The 22,244-nt window shown below is 60.6% G+C and carries 20 protein-coding genes; 10 read left to right on the plus strand and 10 right to left on the minus strand.

Translation table 11 applies throughout. From position 1 onward, the window contains the following. Positions 1-186 precede the first annotated feature (186 nt). The 4 genes from I2I05_RS19650 to I2I05_RS19665 form a co-directional block, all read right to left on the minus strand. Positions 187-543, minus strand: coding sequence for a hypothetical protein (locus tag I2I05_RS19650; protein ID WP_196283968.1), 357 nt, complete (start codon positions 541-543; stop codon positions 187-189). 234 nt (positions 544-777) lie between these two features. Then, positions 778-1,179 carry a hypothetical protein gene (locus tag I2I05_RS19655; protein WP_230688439.1) on the minus strand — a complete coding sequence of 134 codons (402 nt, stop codon included), beginning with the start codon at positions 1,177-1,179 and terminating at the stop codon, positions 778-780. 316 nt (positions 1,180-1,495) lie between these two features. Continuing rightward, the gene (locus I2I05_RS19660) at positions 1,496-2,227 is read right to left on the minus strand and encodes a LytR/AlgR family response regulator transcription factor (RefSeq protein ID WP_196283970.1); all 732 of its coding nucleotides are present in this window, start codon (positions 2,225-2,227) and stop codon (positions 1,496-1,498) included. Positions 2,228-2,369: 142 nt separating this feature from the next. Further along, entirely contained in the window at positions 2,370-3,395 is a 1,026-nt protein-coding gene (locus I2I05_RS19665; RefSeq protein WP_196283971.1) for a sensor histidine kinase, read from the minus strand. A 175-nt stretch (positions 3,396-3,570) separates the two neighbouring features. Between I2I05_RS19665 and I2I05_RS19670 the strand changes: the two genes are divergently transcribed. The 3 genes from I2I05_RS19670 to I2I05_RS19680 all read left to right on the plus strand — a co-directional run bounded on the left by I2I05_RS19670 (position 3,571) and on the right by I2I05_RS19680 (position 8,975). Next, on the plus strand, positions 3,571-4,473 hold the full coding sequence (locus I2I05_RS19670; protein ID WP_196283972.1) for an ABC transporter ATP-binding protein: 903 nt from the start codon (positions 3,571-3,573) through the stop codon (positions 4,471-4,473). A gap of 95 nt (positions 4,474-4,568) precedes the next feature. After that, positions 4,569-8,237: an ABC transporter permease/M1 family aminopeptidase gene (locus I2I05_RS19675; RefSeq protein WP_196283973.1), complete on the plus strand. Its 3,669-nt coding sequence runs from the start codon at positions 4,569-4,571 to the stop codon at positions 8,235-8,237. 225 nt (positions 8,238-8,462) lie between these two features. Next, a complete protein-coding gene (locus tag I2I05_RS19680; protein ID WP_196283974.1) occupies positions 8,463-8,975 on the plus strand; it encodes a hypothetical protein in 513 nt (170 codons plus the stop codon). Positions 8,976-9,173: 198 nt separating this feature from the next. Here I2I05_RS19680 and I2I05_RS19685 read toward each other — a convergent pair whose 3' ends face one another. After that, entirely contained in the window at positions 9,174-10,055 is an 882-nt protein-coding gene (locus tag I2I05_RS19685) for an IS3 family transposase (protein WP_196284032.1), read from the minus strand. After that, a complete protein-coding gene (locus tag I2I05_RS19690; RefSeq protein WP_196283975.1) occupies positions 10,052-10,354 on the minus strand; it encodes a transposase in 303 nt (100 codons plus the stop codon). The genes I2I05_RS19685 and I2I05_RS19690 overlap by 4 nt, the downstream gene beginning before the upstream one ends. Positions 10,355-10,625: 271 nt before the next feature. On the opposite strand from I2I05_RS19690, the gene I2I05_RS19695 reads away from it, so the two are divergent. From I2I05_RS19695 to I2I05_RS19725, 7 genes are all read left to right on the plus strand, one after another. After that, positions 10,626-12,134, plus strand: a complete 1,509-nt coding sequence (locus I2I05_RS19695) for a sensor histidine kinase (protein ID WP_196283976.1) — start codon at positions 10,626-10,628, stop codon at positions 12,132-12,134. Between the two features lie 16 nt (positions 12,135-12,150). Further along, positions 12,151-12,852, plus strand: a complete 702-nt coding sequence (locus I2I05_RS19700; protein WP_196283977.1) for a LytR/AlgR family response regulator transcription factor — start codon at positions 12,151-12,153, stop codon at positions 12,850-12,852. A gap of 40 nt (positions 12,853-12,892) precedes the next feature. Next, entirely contained in the window at positions 12,893-14,248 is a 1,356-nt protein-coding gene (locus I2I05_RS19705) for a serine hydrolase (protein WP_196283978.1), read from the plus strand. 195 nt (positions 14,249-14,443) lie between these two features. Beyond that, the gene (locus I2I05_RS22395) at positions 14,444-16,126 is read left to right on the plus strand and encodes a helix-turn-helix domain-containing protein (protein ID WP_196283979.1); all 1,683 of its coding nucleotides are present in this window, start codon (positions 14,444-14,446) and stop codon (positions 16,124-16,126) included. 295 nt (positions 16,127-16,421) lie between these two features. Then, positions 16,422-18,311 carry an alpha-amylase family glycosyl hydrolase gene (locus I2I05_RS19715; RefSeq protein ID WP_196283980.1) on the plus strand — a complete coding sequence of 630 codons (1,890 nt, stop codon included), beginning with the start codon at positions 16,422-16,424 and terminating at the stop codon, positions 18,309-18,311. Positions 18,312-18,334: 23 nt separating this feature from the next. Further along, the gene (locus tag I2I05_RS19720; RefSeq protein ID WP_196283981.1) at positions 18,335-19,231 is read left to right on the plus strand and encodes a carbohydrate kinase family protein; all 897 of its coding nucleotides are present in this window, start codon (positions 18,335-18,337) and stop codon (positions 19,229-19,231) included. Positions 19,232-19,810: 579 nt separating this feature from the next. Then, on the plus strand, positions 19,811-19,978 hold the full coding sequence (locus I2I05_RS19725) for a DUF3606 domain-containing protein (RefSeq protein WP_196283982.1): 168 nt from the start codon (positions 19,811-19,813) through the stop codon (positions 19,976-19,978). Positions 19,979-20,150: 172 nt separating this feature from the next. Here the strand turns inward: I2I05_RS19725 and I2I05_RS19730 are convergent, their stop codons facing one another. The 4 genes from I2I05_RS19730 to I2I05_RS19745 all read right to left on the minus strand — a co-directional run bounded on the left by I2I05_RS19730 (position 20,151) and on the right by I2I05_RS19745 (position 22,221). Beyond that, a complete protein-coding gene (locus tag I2I05_RS19730) occupies positions 20,151-20,429 on the minus strand; it encodes a hypothetical protein (RefSeq protein ID WP_196283983.1) in 279 nt (92 codons plus the stop codon). Beyond that, a complete protein-coding gene (locus I2I05_RS19735) occupies positions 20,426-20,980 on the minus strand; it encodes a Fic family protein (protein ID WP_196283984.1) in 555 nt (184 codons plus the stop codon). The genes I2I05_RS19730 and I2I05_RS19735 overlap by 4 nt, the downstream gene beginning before the upstream one ends. A gap of 396 nt (positions 20,981-21,376) precedes the next feature. Then, positions 21,377-21,736, minus strand: a complete 360-nt coding sequence (locus tag I2I05_RS19740; protein ID WP_196283985.1) for a hypothetical protein — start codon at positions 21,734-21,736, stop codon at positions 21,377-21,379. Positions 21,737-21,891: 155 nt separating this feature from the next. After that, the gene (locus I2I05_RS19745) at positions 21,892-22,221 is read right to left on the minus strand and encodes a hypothetical protein (protein WP_196283986.1); all 330 of its coding nucleotides are present in this window, start codon (positions 22,219-22,221) and stop codon (positions 21,892-21,894) included. Between the last annotated feature and the right edge of the window lie 23 nt (positions 22,222-22,244).

The raw sequence follows: 22,244 nt of genomic DNA on the forward strand, positions 1-22,244 counted from the left end.
GACCCGCTCTTTTTGGCTGTCATAACAGAAGAAATATACGTCCTTCTTCTGTCCGGCTCTCCTAGACCACCTCACAAAGGGATTAGCTCAGGAAGGGAGCAGCAAGTTCGCTGCCCTTACCCATAAGTCTACCAAAACGGTGGTGGCTTAAACGCGCTCCGTTCAAAACAGGAGGGGATTATTCCCTTACTTAAAGACCCCGTTGTGGTTCCGGTACAGTGCGCAAAGCAGGGCCAGCCCAAAACTAAGCGCATAGTACGTCATCACCACGAGCACAAGGGGCAGGCGATTGACCCACTCAGCGTCTTGGTAGCGGTTGAGAATCCGCCAGGAACGGCGATTGTAGTACCAGAAGGCGCCAACCTGGACGCCCCCAGCCAGGGCCACAAACGCCACCGGGTGCTTGTCCAGCGCCCATTCGACGTCCAGCAGGCGTGCCAACACCAAGCTCAGGGCAATCGCATTCAACAAGAGGCCCGTCTCCACCGGGCCGTACGCGCCAAGGGCCGCACCGCCCCAGTATCGGCCCGTATTATGAGACACCCCACACCCGCCAAAATTCGACCAACTGGCCTTAGCGTTGTTTTCTGTTCCAACTCCAGTGCGACCCCTACTCCCGGTGAGCTCGTCTAGGTGAGGGAGGGGGTAAGTAGTCTTCTGGCGCGTTGAGGCGAAGCGTTTGCCCCTGCTTAGGGGCTTGCTCGTGCTGGCAGGCCAGCCCCAAAGCAGGGACTGTAACGGCTATTAAAGTGACCAGCTAAAATGATGGTTTCGTTTTTAATTGGGTTTCGGCTTAAATGCTTTTCGCAATAATTTCACCCAAATGCTCCAGTTCCGCTTTTTCCTTTCGGTTGTAAAATGACTTTCGACTTTATCAAAGGCATCCTCTATGTAAGCATCGTGTAGCCAACGAATGGCGATTAACCACTGCAAAGTCGCCGCCAACCCGGTTGTAGTCATCTCAATGGTGTGTTTAAGTTCGCTTACATTATCGTCTAATGCCGTGATTTCAAACGTATGAAATCCGCGAAAACCTTGGGGGCCAGTGAAGGTGAATTGTATGAATTCATCTGGCTCATACTTTTCAATTACATACTTCATTGGTCCGTGTCCACCTTTTGACCCTATTGCTAATCCTTTGTCTAATATCATTGGGGACCATTTATCGGTTGCCAACATCAGGTCGTTCTTAGAAGACAAGGTCCTCAATAGCTCACCTATTCGAAGCTTTGACTGCTGAATGCTTCGCTTGTGCATATTTATGATTTTCATGCCTTTATGTTGATTAGCAGATTTAAATTAAAAGACCCTGAATTTGCTGCTTCCATGTTTATGCAAACGGTTGAGGAAGGGCTTTGGGGATTGTTCGCGCTGGCTGGGTGGCTCGGTTTGGCCGGCCCTACTGGGGTGCGGGCAACGTGTTGCCCGCCACGGCCGCTGACAATGCCGCCATTCGGGCCCTGGAAAAAAAAGCATTTTGAAGTAGCGCCGCTGCCTATCGCAAATGCAGCTGCCGTAGCACCTCCTGCCGGTAGGTGTTGCCCACGGGCACCTCGCGCGGGCCCACCAGCAATACATTGCCACTCAGGCGCTCCACGCTGCTTAGGTTCACCAGGTAGGACTTGTGGGTGCGCATGAACTGGCCGGCGGGCAGCTGGCTTTCCATCTGCTTCATTGTTTCGGCGGTGAGCAGCATGCGGCCTGAGGCCAGGTAGCATTTCACAAAATTGCCGTAGCCCTCCACAATGCGCAGGTCGGCAAAACGCACCCGTTCGGTGCCAGCATCGGTTTTCAGAAAAATAAAGTCGGGAGCCGGAGACGCAGTGGGCATGGCCGCCGCTGGAGGCAGAGCAGATGGAGCCGTAAGGCCAGTCTGCAAGCGGCTGATGGCCTTCACAAACCGTTCGAAGCGAATGGGTTTCAGCAGGTAATCCACCACGCCTAGGTCGAAGGCGTCGATGGCGTGGGCCGCGTGGGCCGTGCACAGCACCACGGCTGGCGGCTGGGGCAGGGCGCGCAGCAGCTCGAGGCCGGTGAGCTCGGGCATGTCCACGTCCAAAAACAGCACGTCGACGGGCGTGGTGCGCAGCAAGGTGAGGGCTTCCACAGCGCCGTAGCAGCTGCCGGCCCAGGTCACGAGGCCCGGCAGGCGGTCAAGGTACGTGCGCAGCACGGTGTGGGCCAGGGGCTCGTCGTCAACCAACAGGCAGCGCAGGGGAGCAGGCATTGGGCGAAAATGTATGATGTAGAAACGCCTAGTTGCGTCCCTTCATTGAACGATAATGGGTGGCTGGGCGCGTTTCCGACACCTTTAACCTGCAACTGGCGCTGTAGCGTTGTAGAGGCGCAAATAGGCGTCTTCTACAACGCTACAGCGCCAGTTGCAGGTTAGCGGCGTAAAACGTGCTGCTGGACTCAATGTCAAGCTGGTGGCGCTGGCCGGGGTAGTACTGCGCCAGCCGGGCCCGCAAGGTAGGCAGCCCCAGGCCGGAGGGCACCGCTCGAAAGTGCGGCGGAATGCTGTTGCCGGTACGCAGGGTCAGGCCCACATCGGTTTGGGTGAGTTCGATGCGAATGGTGTTCTGGCCGCTGGGGCCGATGGCGTGCTTGAAGCAGTTTTCGACCAGCGGCAGCAGCAGCAGGGGAGCCAGGGGCTGCTCGGGGTGGGGCAGGTCCACGGTGAATTCCACTTGCGTGTTGTGGCGCAGGCGCAGCTTTTCTAGCCCGATGTAGTTGGCCAGGTACTCGGCCTCGGTGCCCACGGTCACGGTGGCCTGGCGGGAGCTGTCGAGCTGGTAGCGCATCAGGCCGGCCAGCTGCAGCAGCGCCTCGGGCATCTGGTCGGGGGCGGCCAGGCTCAGGCCATACAGGTTGTTGAGGGTGTTGAAAAGGAAGTGCTGGTTGACCTGCGCTTTGAGCAGGCTCAGCTCGGTTTCGAGCTGCAGGGCCCGCAGCTGCTGCATCTGGAAGTGGCTCACGATGCCGCGCCGCACGTAACGGGCAATGGTGGCAATGAGCAGAAACAGCAGCAGGTTGCCCACCGCGTGGCCGTACAAAGAAGCAGCCGTTTGATTCGGAGCGCCCGCGTTTGCCCCCGCAATACTTTCCACTTCGCTGAGTAAATCGAGCAGGGCTCCGGCTGTCAACACCAAGCCCAGGGTAGCTGCGGCATATAACGCGTAGCGCCGTTGCTCCATGAAGCGCGTGAGCAGCCAACCGTGCACATAAATGGCGGGTGCCACCACGACCAGCGAGAGGACCTGCAGCCGCAGCCCGTCCTGCGGTTGAGCCCCGGTGAAGTTGGCCCACGCCAGGGCGCCATGGTAACCTAGTATGAGCAGCCAAACCACCCCGTGGCGGAAGGCCCGCAGCCTGATAAACTGTGCAATTGCCATGCTGCAAAACTACTGAAACCGGCCAGCGGCATTCAATTTAAAATGACCAACTGCGTTGGTCAGCGCCAGAGAGTAGTTGGTCATGCTTTAGCCGATTACCGTCATGAATATGTGTTAGCCGGCCACGGTAGGAGGAGATTTGTCCCCCACAAGCCACTACCTCATCTTCTTTCTCATGTCCCTCACCATTACTAACCTCTCCAAAACCTACCCCAACGGCACCCAGGCCCTCAAAAACGTCAGCCTGGACATTCCTACCGGCATGTTTGGCCTGCTGGGCCCCAACGGGGCCGGCAAGTCCAGCCTGATGCGCACCATTGCCACGCTGCAGGACGCCGACACGGGTTCCATCCGGCTCGACGATATTGACGTGCTGCGCGATAAGGAGGCGGTGCGCCGGGTGCTAGGCTATTTGCCGCAGGAGTTTGGCGTGTATCCCAGTGTAAGCGCCGAGGAGCTGCTCAACCATTTTGCTACCCTCAAGGGCATTGCCAACGGCCAGGAGCGCAAGGAGATGGTGGCGGCCCTGCTGCATCAGACCAACCTGTATGACGTGCGCAAAAAGCACGTGGGCGGCTACTCCGGCGGCATGAAGCAGCGTTTCGGCATCGCGCAGGCGCTGCTGGGCAACCCCCGCCTCATCATTGTGGACGAACCCACCGCCGGCCTCGACCCCGCCGAGCGGAACCGCTTCCACAACCTGCTGAGTGAGATTGGCGAAAACCTGGTTGTGATTCTGAGCACCCACATTGTGAGCGACGTGAGTGACCTCTGCCGCCACATGGCCATCATCAACAAGGGCGAGGTGCTGCTCACCGGCGACCCGCTCACGGTGATGCACAACCTACGGGGCAAAATCTGGAAAAAGCTGGTTGAGAAGCAGGAACTGCCGGCGCTGCAAGCCAGCCAGCAGGTTATCAGCTCGCGCCTGTTCGCGGGCCAAACCGTGGTGCATATCCTGGCCGACTCGGCCCCGGACAGTGGGTTTGAGGCGGTGAATCCGGACCTGGAGGACGTGTATTTCTCGGAAATTAAGAATTATGAGGGGAGAGTAAAAAATGGGTTTGTGACGGCGTGAGGAATATTTCGCGCAGAGTCCCGCCGTGGTTGGCGCAGGGCTTCGCAGGGTGCTGCCACCGTCCGTTTTCACTTCTCAATTTCTAATTGCCGCTCATGTTTCTTCCTATACTCCTTTTCGAACTGAAATACCGGCTGAAGCGCCCGGCTACCTGGATTTACTTTGCCATCCTGTTCATGCTGGCGTTTCTGCTGGTCACGGCGGCGGGCGGCGGCTTCGGGCCGGGCAGCGACGTGAGCATCGGCGGCGACGGGCAGGCGGTGAAAATCAACGCGCCGTTTTCGGTTTCCATTACGATTACCCTGCTGAGCGTGTTCGGCGTCATCATTGCCTCTTCGCTCATGGGCAACCCGGTGTACCGCGACTTTGAGCACCGCACCCACCCGTTGTTCTACACTACGCCCATCAGCAAATTCGGCTACCTGGGCGGGCGCTTTCTGGGGTCTTATCTGATTGCGGCGCTCGTGTTCAGCGGCATCGGGCTGGGCATCGGGCTGGCCGGCATCATGCCCTGGATAGAGCAGGACCGGTTTCTGGCCAGCACGCCGCCGGGCACCTACCTGTGGCCCTACCTCACGCTGGTGCTGCCCAACCTGCTGTTTACGGGCGCCATTTTCTTTACCACGGCCACGCTCACGCGCAACATCCTGAGCACTTACATCGGCGCCGTACTGCTGTTGGTGGCTTACATCGTCTCCGTCGCCTACCTGAATGATCTGAAGAACGAGCACCTGGTAGCGGCGTTGGACGCTTTCGGCCTTACGGCCCTGGAATTTACTACGCGCTACCTCACCACCCCGGAGAAAAACACCCTGCTCGTGCCGCTGTCCAGCTACCTGCTGCTCAACCGGGCCGTGTGGCTGAGCTTTGGGCTGGCGCTGCTGGCGTTTTGCTACGCGCGGTTTACGTTTTCGGCGCTGGCTTCGGAAAAGGTGTCGAAGAAGGTTCGGCACGCCTCAGCAGCTACGGCTGGCGCGCTGGCGGAAGCTGATGCGGTGCAGCCAGGCTTACCCGGCGGCCTGCGCCTGCCGCGCGTGACGCAGGTTTTCTCCGGTGGCCTGAGCCTCAGCCAGTGGTGGAGCCTGACTAGGCTGGAGTTTTGGGGTATCGTGCGCAGCCGCTACTTCGCGGCTATTGCCGGCGCCGGCATCATTGTGCTGCTGGCTACCGCTTCCCAGGCCGGCAAGACGTTCGATACCCCCACCTTTCCGCTCACCAGTCAGTACCTGAGCATCGCGGGCGGGCCGTTTTTCCTGTTCCTGTTCGCCATCATCATCTTCTACAGCGGCGAGCTGGTCTGGCGCGAGCGCCAGGCCGGCGTGGCCCAGATTGTTGATGCCGTGCCGATTCCCAACGGGGTGCCGTTTCTGAGCAAGCTGGCCGCGCTGGGACTGGTGCAGGTGGTGCTCATGGCCGTAGTGATGGGGTGTGGCCTGCTCACCCAAACGCTGAAAGGCTACTTCAACTTCGAAATCGGCCTGTACCTGCAGGCGCTGTTCCTCTACCAGCTGCCCTTCCTGCTGCTACTCTGTGTGCTGGCCATGGTAACGCAGGTAGTGGTGAATAATAAGTACCTGGGCTTCGCCGTCATCATGGTGTACTACCTGGCCGACGCGTTTCGGCCGCAAATCGGCCTGGGCCACCGGCTGCTGGATTTTGGGGGCAGCATCACGCCCGGCCCCTACTCAGCCATGAACGGCTACGGCCATTTTCTGCCCGCCTTCTGGTGGAACAAGCTGCTCTGGGCCGGCGTAGCCCTGCTGATGGTGCTGGCCGCCACGCTGCTCTGGGTGCGCGGCACCGACACCACCGGCCGCCTGCGCGAGGCGCGCCGCCGCTGGAGTGCCGGCAGCAGCGCCACGCTGGCGCTGGGCCTGCTCATCAGCCTGGGTGCCGGCGGCTACATCTTCTACAATACTAACGTGTTGAACCAGTACCTCAGCCCCAAGGCCGGCGAGCAGCAGCAGCTGGCCTACGAGCAGCAGTACCGCCGCTACAAAGACGTGCCGCAGCCCCGCGTCACGGCCGTGAGCCTGAAGACCGACATCTTTCCCAGCACCCGCGCCGTGCGGTTCCGGGGTCAGTTTACGCTGGTAAACAAGCACGCGGAGCCGCTGGACTCGGTGATTGTGAGCTTGCCCGCAGAGCGGCATCCGCGGGTGCGTAGCCTCGCGCTGGGTGCCCCCGGCCAGGCCACCCTGGCCCTGAACGACACCACCTTTGGCTTCCGCATCTACCGCCTGGCCCGGCCCCTGGCTCCTGGCGACTCGCTGGCCCTGCGTCTGGATTTGTTTTATCAGGAGCGCGGCTTCCCTAACGCGGGCTCCAACACGGACATCGTGTACAATGGCACGTTTATCAGCAACGGCTACCTGCCCGGCCTGGGCTACCGCGAGGAAGTCGAAATCAGCGGCGACCAGGACCGCAAAAACTATGGCCTGAAGCCCAAGCCCCGCATGGCCAGGGTCGATGACCTGAAGGCCCGCCAGAACACCTACATCGGCACCGATGCCGACTGGATACGCTTCCGGACCACCGTCAGCACCGAAGCCGACCAGACGGCCGTGGCCCCCGGCTACCTCCAAAAGGAGTGGGTGAAGGACGGCCGCCGCTACTTCACCTACGTGATGGACCGGCCCATGAAAAACTTCTACACCTTTCTGTCGGCCCGCTACAAAACCTATTCCGACCAGTGGGTAGACACGGCCGGCCGGCGCACCATCCCGGTGGTTATCTACTACCACCCGGGCCACGAGTACAACCTCAAGCGCATGGCCGAAGGTGCCAAGGACGCGCTGGCGTACTGCTCCCGGAATTTCTCACCCTACCAGCATCGGCAGCTGCGCATCCTGGAGTTTCCGCAGTATGCGGCCTTCGCCCAAAGCTTCGCCAACACCATTCCGTTCTCGGAAGCCATTGGCTTCGTGGCCGATGTGGACGACAACAACCCAGAGGACTTGAACATACCCTACTACATAACGGCCCACGAAGTGGCGCACCAGTGGTGGGGCCACCAGGTAGTGGGCGGCGCCGTGCAGGGCAGCACGCTTATGTCGGAAGCCATGTCTGAGTACTCAGCCCTCATGGTGCTCAACCACCACAACGGAGCCAGCACCATGCAGCGCTTTCTCAAGCTCGACATGAGCCGCTACCTGCAGGGCCGCAGCACCGAGCAGAAAAAGGAGGTGCCGCTGGCATTGGTCGAGAATCAGCAGTACATCCACTACCGCAAAGGCTCCGTGGTGATGTATGCGCTGCAGGACTACCTGGGTGAGGCCACCCTCAACGGCGCCCTGAAAAAGTACGTGGCCGCCACCGCCTTCCAGCAGCCGCCCTACACCAACTCGCCCGAGTTTATCGGCTACCTGCGCCGCGCTGCGCCCGACTCGCTGCAGCCGTATATCACCGACCAGTTTGAGCGCATCACCCTGTTCGACAACCGCGTGACCACCGCTACCAGCAAGAAGCTGCCCAACGGCCAGTACCAAGTGGACTTCACGGTGAAGAGCAACAAGTTCTACGCCGACAGCTCCGGTAATCAGCGCCCGGCCGACCAGAGCCGCGACGCCCTGCCAGTGGCCGTATTCCCAGAGCTGGGCAAAGACAAAAAGCCCGTGCCGCCGATGTTGATGGTGAAGCGCCGCCTGCGCCCCGGCGACAACCGGCTCCGCTTTGTGGTGAACAAGAAGCCTGCTTCAGTAGCCATAGATCCTTACAACATGATTATCGACCGGCGGCTGGACGACAACGTGAAGGAGCTGTAATAAGCGTTTCGGCCCGGCCCTGCGGCTTTTCAGGCTAAATGCGCCAGTCTAAGCTCCTGGCCGCGGGGGCGCCCGCGCCCATTTGCGCCGCAGGAAGTGTTGGCTCGCGCCGGCTACCCGGTGCGCGGCTTGGCACCGGTGCCGGGGCAAATGCCGGGGGCCTGTACATGCCCCGGCAGAACCCTTCTTTCGCATTCTCTTTTAACCTTACCCCCTTGCGTTAACATGAAAACATCAACCTGGAAGTGCGCGGACTGGCTGGCCCAGCGGTTTGTCATCACCCTGGAACGGCAGCGGGAGGGGCAGCTGCTGTTTACGAGCTGGTGGCATCATGACGCGGTATACACCGACCACGACACGAAGCTCCAGTTTGCGCGAAAGAGCTTTTGGAGCAGCGACATTTTCATAACGAAAGACGGCGAGCCGCTGGGGGAGATTCGCTTCGGCCTGTTCGGCGAACCGGCGTTAACGCGGGCGAGTGGCGAACTTTTTGTGCTCTCCACCAGCCTGTGGGAACAGGAGGCGTACTGGAAGACGGCGGGTGGGGAAACGCTGATGCGGTTCCAGCAAGCGGCCCTGAGTTTTATAGGCAAGGGCGTCATCCGCTCGGCGGAGGCGCTGCCCCGCGAGCTGGAAACCCTCCTGGTCAGCAGCGGAGTGTTTGCCCAGCAGCTGAGCCGCAACCGCACCGTGTTGCTGGTCGCCATGCTGCTGCTCCTGATTGCGGGAAACGGCTAACGCTGAGTCGGGGAGTTTGGGGCTATCAACGTACCCTGCCCACCGCCTGTGGTAATTTGCGAAGCATTAGCCGGCAGCTTGCTGTAGTAAGAAACACAAGCAAAGAGGCTATCCAAATGGTCTGAAAAGCAAAACGAGCATTATTGAGTGCCTACTTTGGCTGCTAGAACTCCAACCATGGCAATTGAGGTGATCTAGCTAAGCCGGACAGAATTGGGACATTGTTTGAAGTTGCTTTTCGAAGAGGTTGGGCGCGAGGTAACCGAGCGAGGAATGACGTCGTTCCGCGTTGTAATAAGCGATGTGGTGGCTGATTTCCAGCCGGGCTTCGGCCAGGCTGGAAAAGCGGCCGCCGTCGCGCAGTTCGGCTTTGAAGCGGCTCCAAAATGATTCGGCGTGGGCGTTATCGTAGCAGTTGCCCCGCCGGCTCATGCTCGGCAAAGCCCCGTGGCGGGTGAGCAGTTGCTTGAAACGGGTGGCCGTGTACTGGCTGCCCTGGTCGGAATGAACGATGAGCCCCGCCGGGGGCTGGCGTACGGCTAAGGCGCGGCGCAACGCTTCGCTGACCAGGTCCTCGGGCATGGTGTCGCGCACGTCCCAGCCCACGATTTTGCGCGAACAGCGGTCCAGCCACACGGCCAGATACAGCCAGCCGCCGCCTTGGCGGGGCAAGTATGTGATGTCGCCGACCCAGACCCGGTTCGGGGCCGTGGGGGCCGGCTGGCCAAGCAAGCGGTTGGGCGCGGCGCGCACGGCCGGGTCGGAATCGGTGGTGCGCGGCACGAACGAGCAGGGCTGCTGGGCGCGCAGGCCGTGCGCGTGGAGCACGCGGCGGATGCGCCTGCGGCCCACCGCGTGGCCCTGGACCTGCACTTCGGCGCGCATCCGGCGCGTGCCGTAGCGCTGGCTGTGGCGCGCAAATGCCTCGCGCACGGCTACTTGCCAGGCCGGCTCTATTGCCGACACCTGCTGCCGGCGCTGCCAGGCATAATAGGCGGCCGGGGCCACGCGCAGCACCTGGCAGAGCTGGCGCACCGGCACCCGGGCCTGCCGCTGGGCGATGTGCTGGTAGGTGCTCACGGGGTCGCCTGGCCGAAGAGGACCAAGGCTTTTTTTAAAATATCGAGCTCCTGCTCGGCCCGTTTGAGCCGGGCGCGCAGGGCACGGACCTCCGGGTCGCGGGCGACGTCGGCACTGCCCACCTCGGCCACGAGCTGCACTTGCTGCCACCGGTAGAGCAGCTTGGGGCTGATGCCCAACTGACGGGCCGCGGCCTGCGTGCTCCGACTCTCCGAAGCCAGGCGCAGCGCCTCGGCCTTGAAGGCCTCATCATATTTACGCCGTTGGTCGGGCGACGCCCCGATTGATTTTGTTGCCATGACAGAAGAACTATACGTCCTTCTTCTGTCCGTCATGCCTAGACCAACTCAGGCAGTGTTGAAGCTACACCCAGCGTTTAACGTCGGACTAGGTCCAACTACTAAATCACCTCATGGTATACTTGTCAGAAGACCTATAGTTTGACTATCTGTCCCAGGTTCCTGCGGTTTCGTCACATTCTCACTCGGCCGCGTTTTTCATGCGTTAACCTTGTGAAAAAAGATAATGAAGTCGCGCTGGCCAAAACACGAGCTGATAACCATTACGCTGGTGACCTCTCTCGCACTTATCAACTGTTTGTGGGAAGGTAGCCGCATCACGGCTGAACAAGTACACAGCCACTACGCAGTTCCGTTTCGGGCGCACAATCAGCCGTTTGATCTTTATCGTAATGTGCTCGGGCCTCAGTTCGGCGCGGTGTTGCTCTTTTACGGCTGGTACCTGTACTGCCGTTTTCTGTTGGCTTCGGAGAGTGCTCGCCACCGGCGAAAAACGCAGCTGCGTCACGCCGGGACCGGGCTGCAGTTGGTCGTGGCGGCCTGCTCGCTGGCGCTGGGCGTGAACGTTGCGACCTACTACGCCCAGCCCGCCTACTTCAACTACGACGGGTTTGGCCTGCTCGCCTGGTTGGGGTACAACGACGCCCCGCTGACAAATTGGTTGACCGGGTTGGACCGGGCCCTGGTCCTGACCGCCGTGTTGGCAGCTTACCTAATGGGACGGGAACACGTTATCCGGCATCTTGAACGGCCGGGAGCTACAGCCGTTTACCGCGTGCTGGTGAGCAATCAGATAACGGCCGCCGTGGTTCCTTTCTTGTTGCTGCCGCTGGTACTTCACACCCTGCAATTGGTCGACAACGACCTTTTTTATCTGTTGTACTTCAGCCTGCTGCCCGCGGCTGCGCTCACCTATTTCAGTCTTACCTACTGGCTGCTTCCGACTTACTGGCAGCAGCCGCGCATCACCTTTGCGTTCGTGGCCCGGCTGCTGTTGTCCACGGCTCTGTACTCGTTTCCTTTTGCTGTGTTTTTTCAGCAAACAGGGCCTTTTGGTCCCGTTTGGCTGGGGTCTTGGGCCGTGCAATTGCTCCTAGTCACTCCTACCGCCTGGGTGCGCTACGTGCAGCACAAAGATAAAATCCGGCAGTTACTCGGCCTTAAACAAGCCCTTGTCCAATCCACCGCGACGCTGCAGGCGCTACGGGCCCAGATTAATCCTCACTTTTTGTTCAACGTCCTGAATGCCTTGTACGGGTCGGCCCTGGCGCGCGGCGCGCAGGAAACTGCAGTAGGCATCCAGCAGTTGGGCGATATGATGCGCTTCATGCTGCACGACAATCATCAGGACTTTATTCCCTTGCGCCGGGAAACGGACTACCTACAGAATTACTTGGCCTTGCAGCAGTTGCGCGTGCAGGCGGCGGCCCACGTAACGATTGAAGCCGACATCGCCGACGACGCCACGGACCGCTACCGGATAACCCCGATGGTGCTGATTCCCTTTGTTGAAAACGCCTTCAAGCACGGCCTCTCCGGCACAGAAAAGTCGTGGATACGCGTCCGATTCCGCTGCGACGCCGAGCGAATCCACTTCCAGGTCCGCAACAGCGTTCACGCGCAAGCAGCCCCGGACCCGGACACAGGGGCGTCGGGGGTGGGCCTGCCTAACGTGGCGGAACGCCTGCGGTTGGTCTACGGCGACCGGCACGGGCTTGCCTACGGAAGCAGCCACGGAGAATTCACGGTGGATCTCTGGATTAATCACGCTCTCAACTAACCGAACGGTGAACACCTTGAACGCAATCGTCCTTGACGACGAACCCGTGGCGCTCGACGTCATCCGGCAATTGGTGGCCGAAGTGCCCTTCGTGCGCGTGGCTCGGTACTTCACCTCCCCGTTCGACGCCGCCGGTTTTTTGCAGCAGAACAGCATCGATTTACTGTTTTTGGACATCAAAATGCCGGGAATATCGGGGGTTGACTTGCTCAAAACCCTGTCCCGTCCGCCCCTGGTCATTTTCACCACCGCCCACAGCGAGCACGCCGTGCACAGCTTTGAGCTGAATGCCCTCGATTACCTGCTCAAGCCGTTCTCGCAAGCGCGGTTCCTGCAGGCGTGCAACCGGGCCCAAGAACAGTATAAATTAAAAAACGCGCCTAGCCGGGACGTTGTACCAACGTTCGTGTTCGTCAAGAGCGGCAGCCAGCAGGTACGCGTGGAACTGAGCGAGGTGTTGTACGCTGAGAGCGTGGGCAACTACGTGCAATTCGTGTTGACGACGCAACGCGTGGTGTCACGCTTGACCATGAACGAGGCTATGGCCCTGCTCCCTTCGTCGGTGTTTCTGCGCGTTCACCGCTCGTTTGTGGTGGCGAAACAGCAGGTCACCAAGGCCGACCGGCGCAGCGTCTGGGTGCAGCGGCACGAACTGCCCATTGGTGCCACCTACGCCCAGGAAGTAGACGATTTTATCCAGCTTCACCGAATAAACTGAGCGGCTGCGCCCGCCGGCGGCTGCTATTCCTTACTACTTTATGAAAAAGATACTCACCCTGCTGCTGGTGCTGCTGGCGACGGCACCGTTGTGCGCGCACGCCCAAACGCCCGCCCTGGAACTGGAAGCATTGCTGCGAGCCTACGCTGACCGCGGCGACTTTGCCGGCTCCGTACTGGTAGCCCGGCACGGGAAAATATTGCTAGAGAAAGGCTATGGCCTTGCTAATCGCCGCACTCATGCCCCGAACGGACCCGACACCCGCTATCCGATTGCCTCGGTCACCAAAACCTTCACGGCCGCGCTCGTGCTGCACTTAGCCGAGCGTAACAAGCTGGCAATAACGGACAAACTCAGCCGGCACTACCCCGATTTCCCGCACGGCGACAGCATCACGCTGGCGCAGTTGCTCAGCCACACGTCGGGCATTTACGACTACACCCAACTCAACGACTTCATGCTAAGCGAAACGGCTCGGCCTGCCACCGAGCAGCGGATGCTGGCGCTGTTCCGGAACCAGCCGCTGGATTTCGCGCCCGGCACGGATTGGCGTTACAGTAATTCCGGGTACTCCCTGCTGGGGTACATCATCGAGAAAGCAACCGGGTTGCGCTACGCCCAAGCCATCCAAAAAACCATTTTTACTCCCCTGGGCATGGCCCGTAGCGGGTTCGACTACCAACGCCTCGCCGACGCCACGAAGGCGGCGGGCTACTACGCGGAAGTGGGCAAAGCGTACGTGAAAGAAACCCCTTCCATTGACCCATCCATCAGCTTTGCCGCCGGGGCGCTGTATTCGACGGTGGGCGACTTGTACAAGTGGCACATGGGGCTGCAGCGCCACCGAACCATGGGAGCGGCGTCGGCAGTCCGGGCTTACACGCCGGTAAGAAACCACTATGGCTACGGCTGGGTGATTGATTCCGTCGCGGGCCAGCGTACGGTTTCGCACAGCGGCGGCACTTGGGGCTTTCGCAGCACCTTGGTGCGGGTTCCAGCCGACGACGTGTGCATCGTGCTGCTCAGCAACACGGAAACCCCCAGCCTCGATGCCATCGCGAAAGGCTTGCTGGCCGTCCTCTACGGCCAGCCTTACCAACTGCCTGTGACCAAGCACGCCATTGCCCTAGCGCCCGAAATGCTCCGGCCGTACACGGGCACGTACTTGATAAAAGAGCAAGACCTGGTGGTGGACGTGAAGCTGGAGAACGGGGTGCTGCAAACCTATCCCTTCCACGGCCCCCGGGGCGAACTGGCGGCGCTGTCCGAAACCCGGTTTTTTATTCGCGAGCAGGAAGAGTTTGAAGTGTCCTTCACCCGAGATGCGCAGGGCCGCGTGCTCACAATGATTTTGCACGCCAACGGCCGCGACAAAGTGGGCGAAAAAATAAAGTAGGCGGTTCGGTTGAAGGGTTCCAAAACTCGCCTTGGTTAAAAGTTAGGTACAAAGATTAAACGGACGGCCACTCGGTGGCCGTCCGTTTAATCTTTGTACCTAACTTTTAACCAAGGCGACTATTATGCGCCCCCCTAAACTACCGGATGTTCAACTTTTGCGTTTTTATCGTTCCCCTTTTCACCCCCTGATCTAGTGCCTTTCCGCCCCCACAGTAGGTTATTCTTTTCGCTACTCTTCTGGCTCATCGGGTGTGCCGCCGCGCCGGTGGCCGGTGTGGCACAAACCGCCCCCATGGGGAGTACAGCGACCGATTCCATTCACTTACCTAGTACCTATCGGTTCATCATTACCCGCTTACCCGCTAATACGCCGGCCGATGCGGCCTTCTATCTGGTCGGCTCCTTCAATAACTGGCAGCCTGCGGATGCCCGCTACCGGTTTCGGCCGCAGCCCAATGGGTTGTTCGGCCTGGTGTTGCGCACGACGCAGGCGCGCATCGAATACAAGGTGTCGCGGGGGAGCTGGGCCGCTGTTGAGGGCAGCGGGCACGGGCAGGTGCGGGCCAACCGGGTGGCGACGCGCCAGCAGGCCCGGGCCGGCGAGCTGGAAGTGCGCGTGCAAAGCTGGGAAGATTTGGCCAGCACCTTCCAATTCTACTCCCTTTACGACCTGTTGCTGCTGTTCTCGTGCCTGCAGGGGCTGCTGCTGGTAGTGGCCATTCCCAATACGCAGCACGCCAACCGGGTGGCCAATCGGTGGCTGCTGTGGCTGTTGGGCCTGGGGGCGCTGGCCATGCTGCTCACGGTGGTGAGCAGCTACCGCGAGGTGGCTAACGCGTATCCCAAACTGGCGCTGCTGCCTGATTTTATCTGGTTTCTCTACGGGCCGCTGTTTTACTGCTACCTGCGCCGCCTGCTGTTCAACGAAGCGCAACCGCCCCGCCAGTGGCTGTATCTGCTGCCGGCGGGCCTGCAGCTGCTGGTGTATTTGCCCTATTTTCTGCTCGATAGCTACGAGTTTCAGCTCAAGCTGGTGAGCCACGACGGTACGCTCCGCGCGGTGCTGCTGGCAACCGGGGCCGCCGCTTGGCTGAGCAATGGAGCCTATTGGCTGGCCTGCCGGCGCACCCTGCGGGCCTATACCCGGCAGTACGAAGCCAGCGTTTCGTATGAGCAGAACTTGCAGTACCTCGGTACGGTGTTGGGTATTCAGGCGGCTTGCCTGGCCTTGTGGGGGTTTCTGTTTGTGCTCGTGCTGGCCAGCCGTTGGGTGGAGTTCGATGTGTATTCGCTGGCGGCCCGCAACGTGGAATTAATCTGGCTGACGTTTTCCACCCTGCCCTACTTTTTGGGCTACGTCGCTATCCGGCAGCCCGAAATCTTTAAGCTGGTGCCCGCCGCCCCGGCGTATCCTGCGGACATCCCAGCGCCTGCCTTGCCGTTGCCGGCAGCCGCGCCAGCAGCACCGCCAGTCACCACGCCGGTAGAAGCGCCGCGCCCTAGCCCGGCCCGGCCGCCGCTGGCCCTCGACCAGCCGGCCTTGCAGGCCACCGTGACCGACTACATGCAGCAGCATAAGCCGTACCTCAACCCCAACCTGACCATCCACGAGCTGGCAACCGGCCTGAAGCTGCCGCCGCATGTGCTCTCGAAAGTCATCAACGAGGGATTTGAGAAGAACTTTTTCGACTTCATTAATTCTTACCGGGTTGAGGAATTCAAAGCGGTGATGGCCACGCCGCGCGCCCAGCACTACAGCCTGCTGGGGGTGGCGCTGGAAGTGGGCTTCAACTCCAAAACCGCCTTCAACCGGGCGTTCAAAAAGCAAACCGACCAGACCCCGCGCCAGTATTTCAACGGCGTCAGCGAGGAGTGAGCAGCCGTGGTACGGGAGCCGGGGCTAGGTAGGAGCCCTGGCGGCGGCCCCGCTGAAGTGCCGCATTTCAAAAGCGGTACCTGTTTTCTGTGCTGCAATCATAAGGATTTCAGGGTTTTAAAAAGTGGATATGTCAAAAGTAACCGCTTTCGGAAAACGGGGCGCTGCGCGAAAAGCGGCGCGGTAGGTTTGCCTAACCCATTCGGCCAGGCGACGGATATCTCGTCCGGCCGGGACGGTACTCAACCCTTCCGTTCACCCGCCGGCCGCTGAGCCGGCCCTGCTTTTCCCCCTCATGTCCTTCCCCAAAACCTTGCTGGTGCTGCTGCTCGTACTCGTGAGCCGGCTGGCCGCCAGCGCCGCGCCCCTTGCCAAGCCGGCCGCGTCCATTAGCCGCATCGACCCGACCTTCTGGTGGGTGGGCATGAAAAATCCGAAACTGCAATTGCTGGTGCACGGCCCGGGCCTGGCCACCAGCCGGGTGAGCCTGGCCAGCTACCCGGGCGTGACGTTCGACGGCTTTCAGCGACTGGAAAGCCCCAACTACCTGCTCGTCAATCTCACCATCAGTCCGGCGGCCCGGCCCGGCAAGCTGCAGCTGACCTTTGCCGGCAAGCAGAAAAGCACGTACGCGTACGAGTTGCGGGCCCGCACGACGCCCGGCGACAAATCGCAAGTGCAGGGCATTAGCAGCGCCGACCTCATTTACCTGCTCATGCCCGACCGGTTTGCCAACGGCGACCCGACCAACGACGTGGTCAAAGGTAACCGCGCCCCCGGCGTGGCCCGCGACTCGATGTACGCCCGGCACGGGGGCGACCTGCGGGGCATTGAGCAGCATTTCAACTACCTGAAAGAACTGGGCGTGACGGCCATCTGGCCCACGCCGGTGGTCGACAACAACATGCCCAAAGCGGGTTACCACGGCTACGCCCTCACCGACTATTATGCGGTGGACCCGCACTACGGCACCAACGAGGACTACGTGCGCTTTGTGCAACGCGCCCACCGGCAGGGCTTGAAAGTGATTCACGACGTGGTGCTCAACCACATTGGCAGTGGCCATTACCTGTGGCTCGACCAGCCGGCCCGGGACTGGTTTCACCAGTGGCCCCAGCCCACGAAGGGCAACTACCGCAACGGCACGGTGAACGACCCGCACGTAGCCGCCTTGGACCGCACGTTCTTCAGCACTACCTGGTTTGATGTCACCATGCCCGACCCGGCCCAGGAGAATCCGTTAGTGGCGACGTACCTCATCCAGAATTTCCTGTGGTGGGTGGAATACACCGGCGTCGACGGCTACCGCGTGGATACCTACACCTACTCTGACCCTACCTTTTTGATGAACTGGGGCCAGGCCATTCTCGACGAGTACCCGCAGCTGGGCATGTTTGGCGAAACCTGGATGCAGGAAGCCGAGGGCGTGGCCCAACAGGCGTTCTGGACCCGTAACGTGTTTCCGCCCGTAGGCGGCTTCAAGAGTAACCTGCCCGGTGCCATTGACTTTATCTTGCGCCAGGCCCTGCTCGAGAGCCTGACCAAACCGGCCGGCTTTGCCGAGGGCGTGGCCAAGCTCTACTACGCCGTGCAGGGCGACTGGATGTACGAAGATGCCAGCCGCAACGTCATTTTTCTGGACAACCACGACGTGGACCGCGTGTTTTCGGTGCTGGGCGAAGACGTGCGCAAGCAGAAAATGGCGCTGGCCTGGCTGCTCACCGAGCGCGGCATTCCGCAGCTCTACTACGGCACCGAGGTGCTGATGAAGAACTTCAGCCGCCCCGACGGCCTGCTGCGCTCCGATTTCCCCGGCGGCTTTCCCGGCGACAAGCAAAACGCCTTCACGGCCGCCGGCCGCACCCCGGCCCAGCAGGACATGCACGAGTACGTACGCCGGCTGGCCCAGTACCGCAAAACGCATCCGGTGCTGCAAACCGGGCAGCTTACGCACTTCGTGCCGGAGGATGGCGTGTATACGTACTTCCGCCACAACGCCCAAGGGCAAAGCGTACTGGTGATGATGAACTGCAGCGCGGCCGCCAAAACGGTACCGCTGACCCGGTTTGCTGAACGCCTGAAGGGCTATACCGCCGCGCAGGATGTGCTGACCAATGCCGTCGTTTCAGACCTGCAAACCGCCTTCGTACCGGCATACACCGCCCTGGTGTGGGAATTGCGCTAAACCCAAAGGAGTAGCTACGGCTTATGGCACCTATCCTTGTCCTGGGCGGCACGAGCTTCGACCACATCGTGACCTTGCCTGAGCTGCCGGCTCCGCAGCCGCGGACCATCCACCAGGCGCCTTTCCACGAAGGAACGGGCTCCACCGGGGCAGGCAAGGCCCTGGCCCTCACAAAGCTGGGCCTACCGACTACGTTGTATTCGGCCGTGGGCGATGATGCCTACGGCCGCCACATCGTCGCGGATTTGCAGGCGCAGGGTGTGCGGGCCCACTACGTGGTGGACCCCGCCGGCACCGAGCGTCACATCAACCTGATGGATGCCCGCGGCCAGCGCATCTCCTTGTTTATCACGCAGTCCTCGCCACAGCTGGCATTCGATCAGGCCCAGGTAATGGCCCTGCTGCAAGACAGCGCGTGCCTGGTGCTGAATATCCTCAGCTATTGCAAGCAGTTAATTCCCTTGCTGGCTGGCTACCCCCACCCCATCTGGACCGACCTGCACGACTACGATGGGCACAACCCCTACCACCAACCGTTTATCGAGGTGGCTCACTACGTTCATCTCAGTTCGGATACCCTGCCCGATTACAGACCCGTGATGCAACAGCTGCGGGCCGCGGGCAAGCGCCTGGTGGTATGCACCCACGGCGCGGCAGGAGCTACCCTGCTCACGGCCGAGGGCCAGTGGTTGGAGCAGGCGGCCGTACCAGCCCGGGTCCTAGTTGACAGCAACGGGGCCGGGGACAACTTTTTTGCCGGTTTCCTCTACGGCTGGCTACACCAGGAGCCGGCGCAAAAATGCCTGCAATACGGGGCTCTATGCGGCAGTTGGTGCGTAGGCGCTCCTGGCTTGGTAGCACCACAACTAACCTATCTCTTATTGGAACAATCCTGGCAGCAACACTTCGGCAACGCCTAAACTTGGGCCTGCCTGCTTCAAAAGCGATGGGCCACGCATCCCAGCAGTTAATGAGCGTGCTGCCTATTGGACTCATATGGGGCGGGTCGGAGGTTTTACCCTATTTGTTTAACAACACCCAATCCTCCTAAGACCCCACGTGGCGTGATATCAGCCGAGCCTGGCGCATGCGGGAAGCTAAAAATACTGTGCTAAGTCAGACGTTTGGAGGCCATCCACCACCCTCAGCGGCATGAGCGAACTTACCGGGCTATGCACCAACCAGCACCGTTAACCACCTCCCGAGTGAGGTGGTTTAGGGGTAACGGCCCGGAGCGGGTCCTTACTCCCTACTGTTTGGACAGCCAACTCCAGCAGGACGTCGCCTGACTAGCGGTGCAAACGCAAAAAAAGGCTAACCTTATCCGGGTTTTCAGCCTACCAGGACGCAGCGCACGGACTCAGTCCTTACGCCGGAAGATGAAGGTAGTAACGGGGCCACCCGAATGCCCTCCCCCGGCCTCTGCCTGGGGGTGCGGGTGGCGGCCGAGTAGCCCGCCGTTGGCCTTCCCCGTTTCCCTGGCGTTACCTTTCCCTGCTATGTCCGCTTCCCGCTGCCCCACCGACCCCACCCGGGTCGGGCTGCATTCCGCCAACGAGGTTTACTACTGGTGCCAGCAGTTGAACTGCTCGGAAACTAGGTTGCGCAACGCCGTGCTGGCCGTCGGCCCCTTGGTGGCGGACGTGCGGGCCTACTTGGCGCGTTAACTCTCCTAGCCCGCGCGCTGAACGGGTGCGGCTGGGGTTCAGGGAAATAGTCCCTTCCGGGGGTACTGAAAAATCGCTTTTCCTGGTACAACTACTATGTATGAAGCATCGCTTCAACGAAACAATGACATGTTGCTTCAGTGAAGCAGCGCTTCATATAATTCTGTGTAGTTCAATTCGTTATTCGACGCCCTAACAACTGGCAGCCTACCGCTTGGGCCGGCGGGGCCTCAACACCCGGCCTTTCAATTCGGCCGCGTGTTGATTTTTTCAGGAGCGGGTGCAGTTCCAGCTTGACCAGTTGCTGCACGCTCTGGGCCAAGGCCACCGCGTGCAGCACCAATGGCGCCTCTTGTTTGAGCACTGGGTGCTTGGAGACTTCTAAAGCCGCTTGCTGAATGCTGCCGCCTCGTTCGGATGCCGTATCCTGGCCGTTCAATACTTGGCTCATCTGCTGCAGGAGTTGGTTGCCGCGGGTAGTATCCCCCCCAAGGCGCCTCCAATGACGTAGGCACTGGCCTGCAGGACCCGCTGGGCTTCCATGCGCTGCATATCGGGCGTGGGCGCCGCCAAGGGCCGGGCCTGGCTGGGGGCGCGCAGCTTTTCAGCTTCCCGGCCGCGCAGGGGCTTGATAGCCGTATGCAGCAGCAAAGCCAGCGGCTCTAAGTTCTTTTCTGGCTGTAGAGGGCCGTAGGGCCGGATGACGGCCAGGTCACGCACGTTGTTGAGCTGCGCGGCCGCAGCCGGTTTCAACTCCACCTGGTATCCGGCCTGCCGGCCCAGCACAGCCATCAAGGCCTGGATGGTGCGGCCGTTGCCCTCGCGGAAGGCGTGGGCATGGTGGTACTGGTCGAAGTAGTAAGCCGCCCGCTCAGCGAACTGCGATGGGCTGAGGCCCCGGAGGGTACTCTCTTGCTGGAGCTGGGCGCCGATGGCATCCAGTCGCTGGTCGAGCTGCGCGTAGGGTGCGTACCGCATCATGTCGCCCTGGGGATTGAGCACGTAAGGCCGGCTTCTGACCCTGAAAGGGTCCGTCGGGCCCGTGGGCGCAGGTCAGCCCGGCCCAGTCGTACACGTCTTGGAACAGCTCCCGGTGAATCTGTTTGAGGTGCGCGGCGTTGAACTGGCCCGGTATGTCCAGGGTGCCAGCCAGCAGCTGGCCCATGATGGTAATTGAGTAGTGCCTTCCAGCTCGCGCAGTTCCTCGGGGTTGGTGATGCCCAGCCGGTTGTAGATAATCTGGTCCCGGGGATTGAATAAACCGTCCTGAATGGCCACAAGTCAAGGTAGAGGGGTAAAAAATAACCCGCCCGGCTTAGGACCGGACGGGTTCATCGGCAACTAGTGGGTCCTAAGTCATAAACGTTTTTACGGGGCAAATGGCTCCCTCATCTGAGCTTATTCCGCCGCGGTGAGAAACTGCAGTTGGGCTCGAAACATGGCCAGCGCCTCGGCATCCGGGAGCAGAAAGCACGGGGTCTTGCTGCCCAGCGGGTAATGCAGCAGCTCGGTGGGCACGGCCAGGGTGCCGAGCAAACGCTGCACCAGGCGTGGCTTCTCGCGCTTGAGCTTGCCGTTCTTGAGGTTGATGACGTTGGTGTAGGTGAGCTGGTGCGTTTCACAAAAGGGCTTCAGCCCACCGCTGCCCAGCATTTTCAGCCGCCCCTGAGCGTAGCGCAGGGCCTCAGGATAGGAAACGGTTAGACTCAGGTCGGGAAAAGGTAACGGGGCCACTTCCGGGCATTCGGCAACTTCCATACGGTTCACATTTAATCATCCTAGGGCTAATCTGTCGGACGGTACACTACGAAACTACTAAGCCCTGGCCCGCCTAAAGCGAAAAAAGGACGAGTGGTAAAAAGTTGGTGATGAAATGCACCAAGCCCACGCGAATGGGCCGGCACTGCCGCGCCTTAGTGCTGCCTGGGCCGGCCCAGCTGCGGGGTGGGAATAGCCACCGGGTGCTGCATTTGGTAGTACGCCAGCTCGAATACGGTGGGCAGGTCCAGCTTGGCCAGCACGGCCAGGCGCTGCAGCTCTTCAAGAGTAGCGGTTTCGGGCTTCTGCATGCGCAAAGCCAGGGTGCGCGGCACTACTTTCCAGGCTTCCGACACTTCCTTGCGGGTACCCAGCGAGTGTATCAGCTCCGCCAGCGAGCGGCAGGTAACGGCCACCTTGGGCGGCTGCTCGCGCTCCAGGGGCATCACCTGAATGGTTGGCGGCGCGGGTTTAGGGGTTTTCATACCGGTAAAGAAAGGAGCTAAAT

Origin of the sequence: Hymenobacter jeongseonensis (assembly GCF_015694725.1) — a bacterium.
Classification (GTDB): Bacteria; Bacteroidota; Bacteroidia; order Cytophagales; family Hymenobacteraceae; genus Hymenobacter; species Hymenobacter jeongseonensis.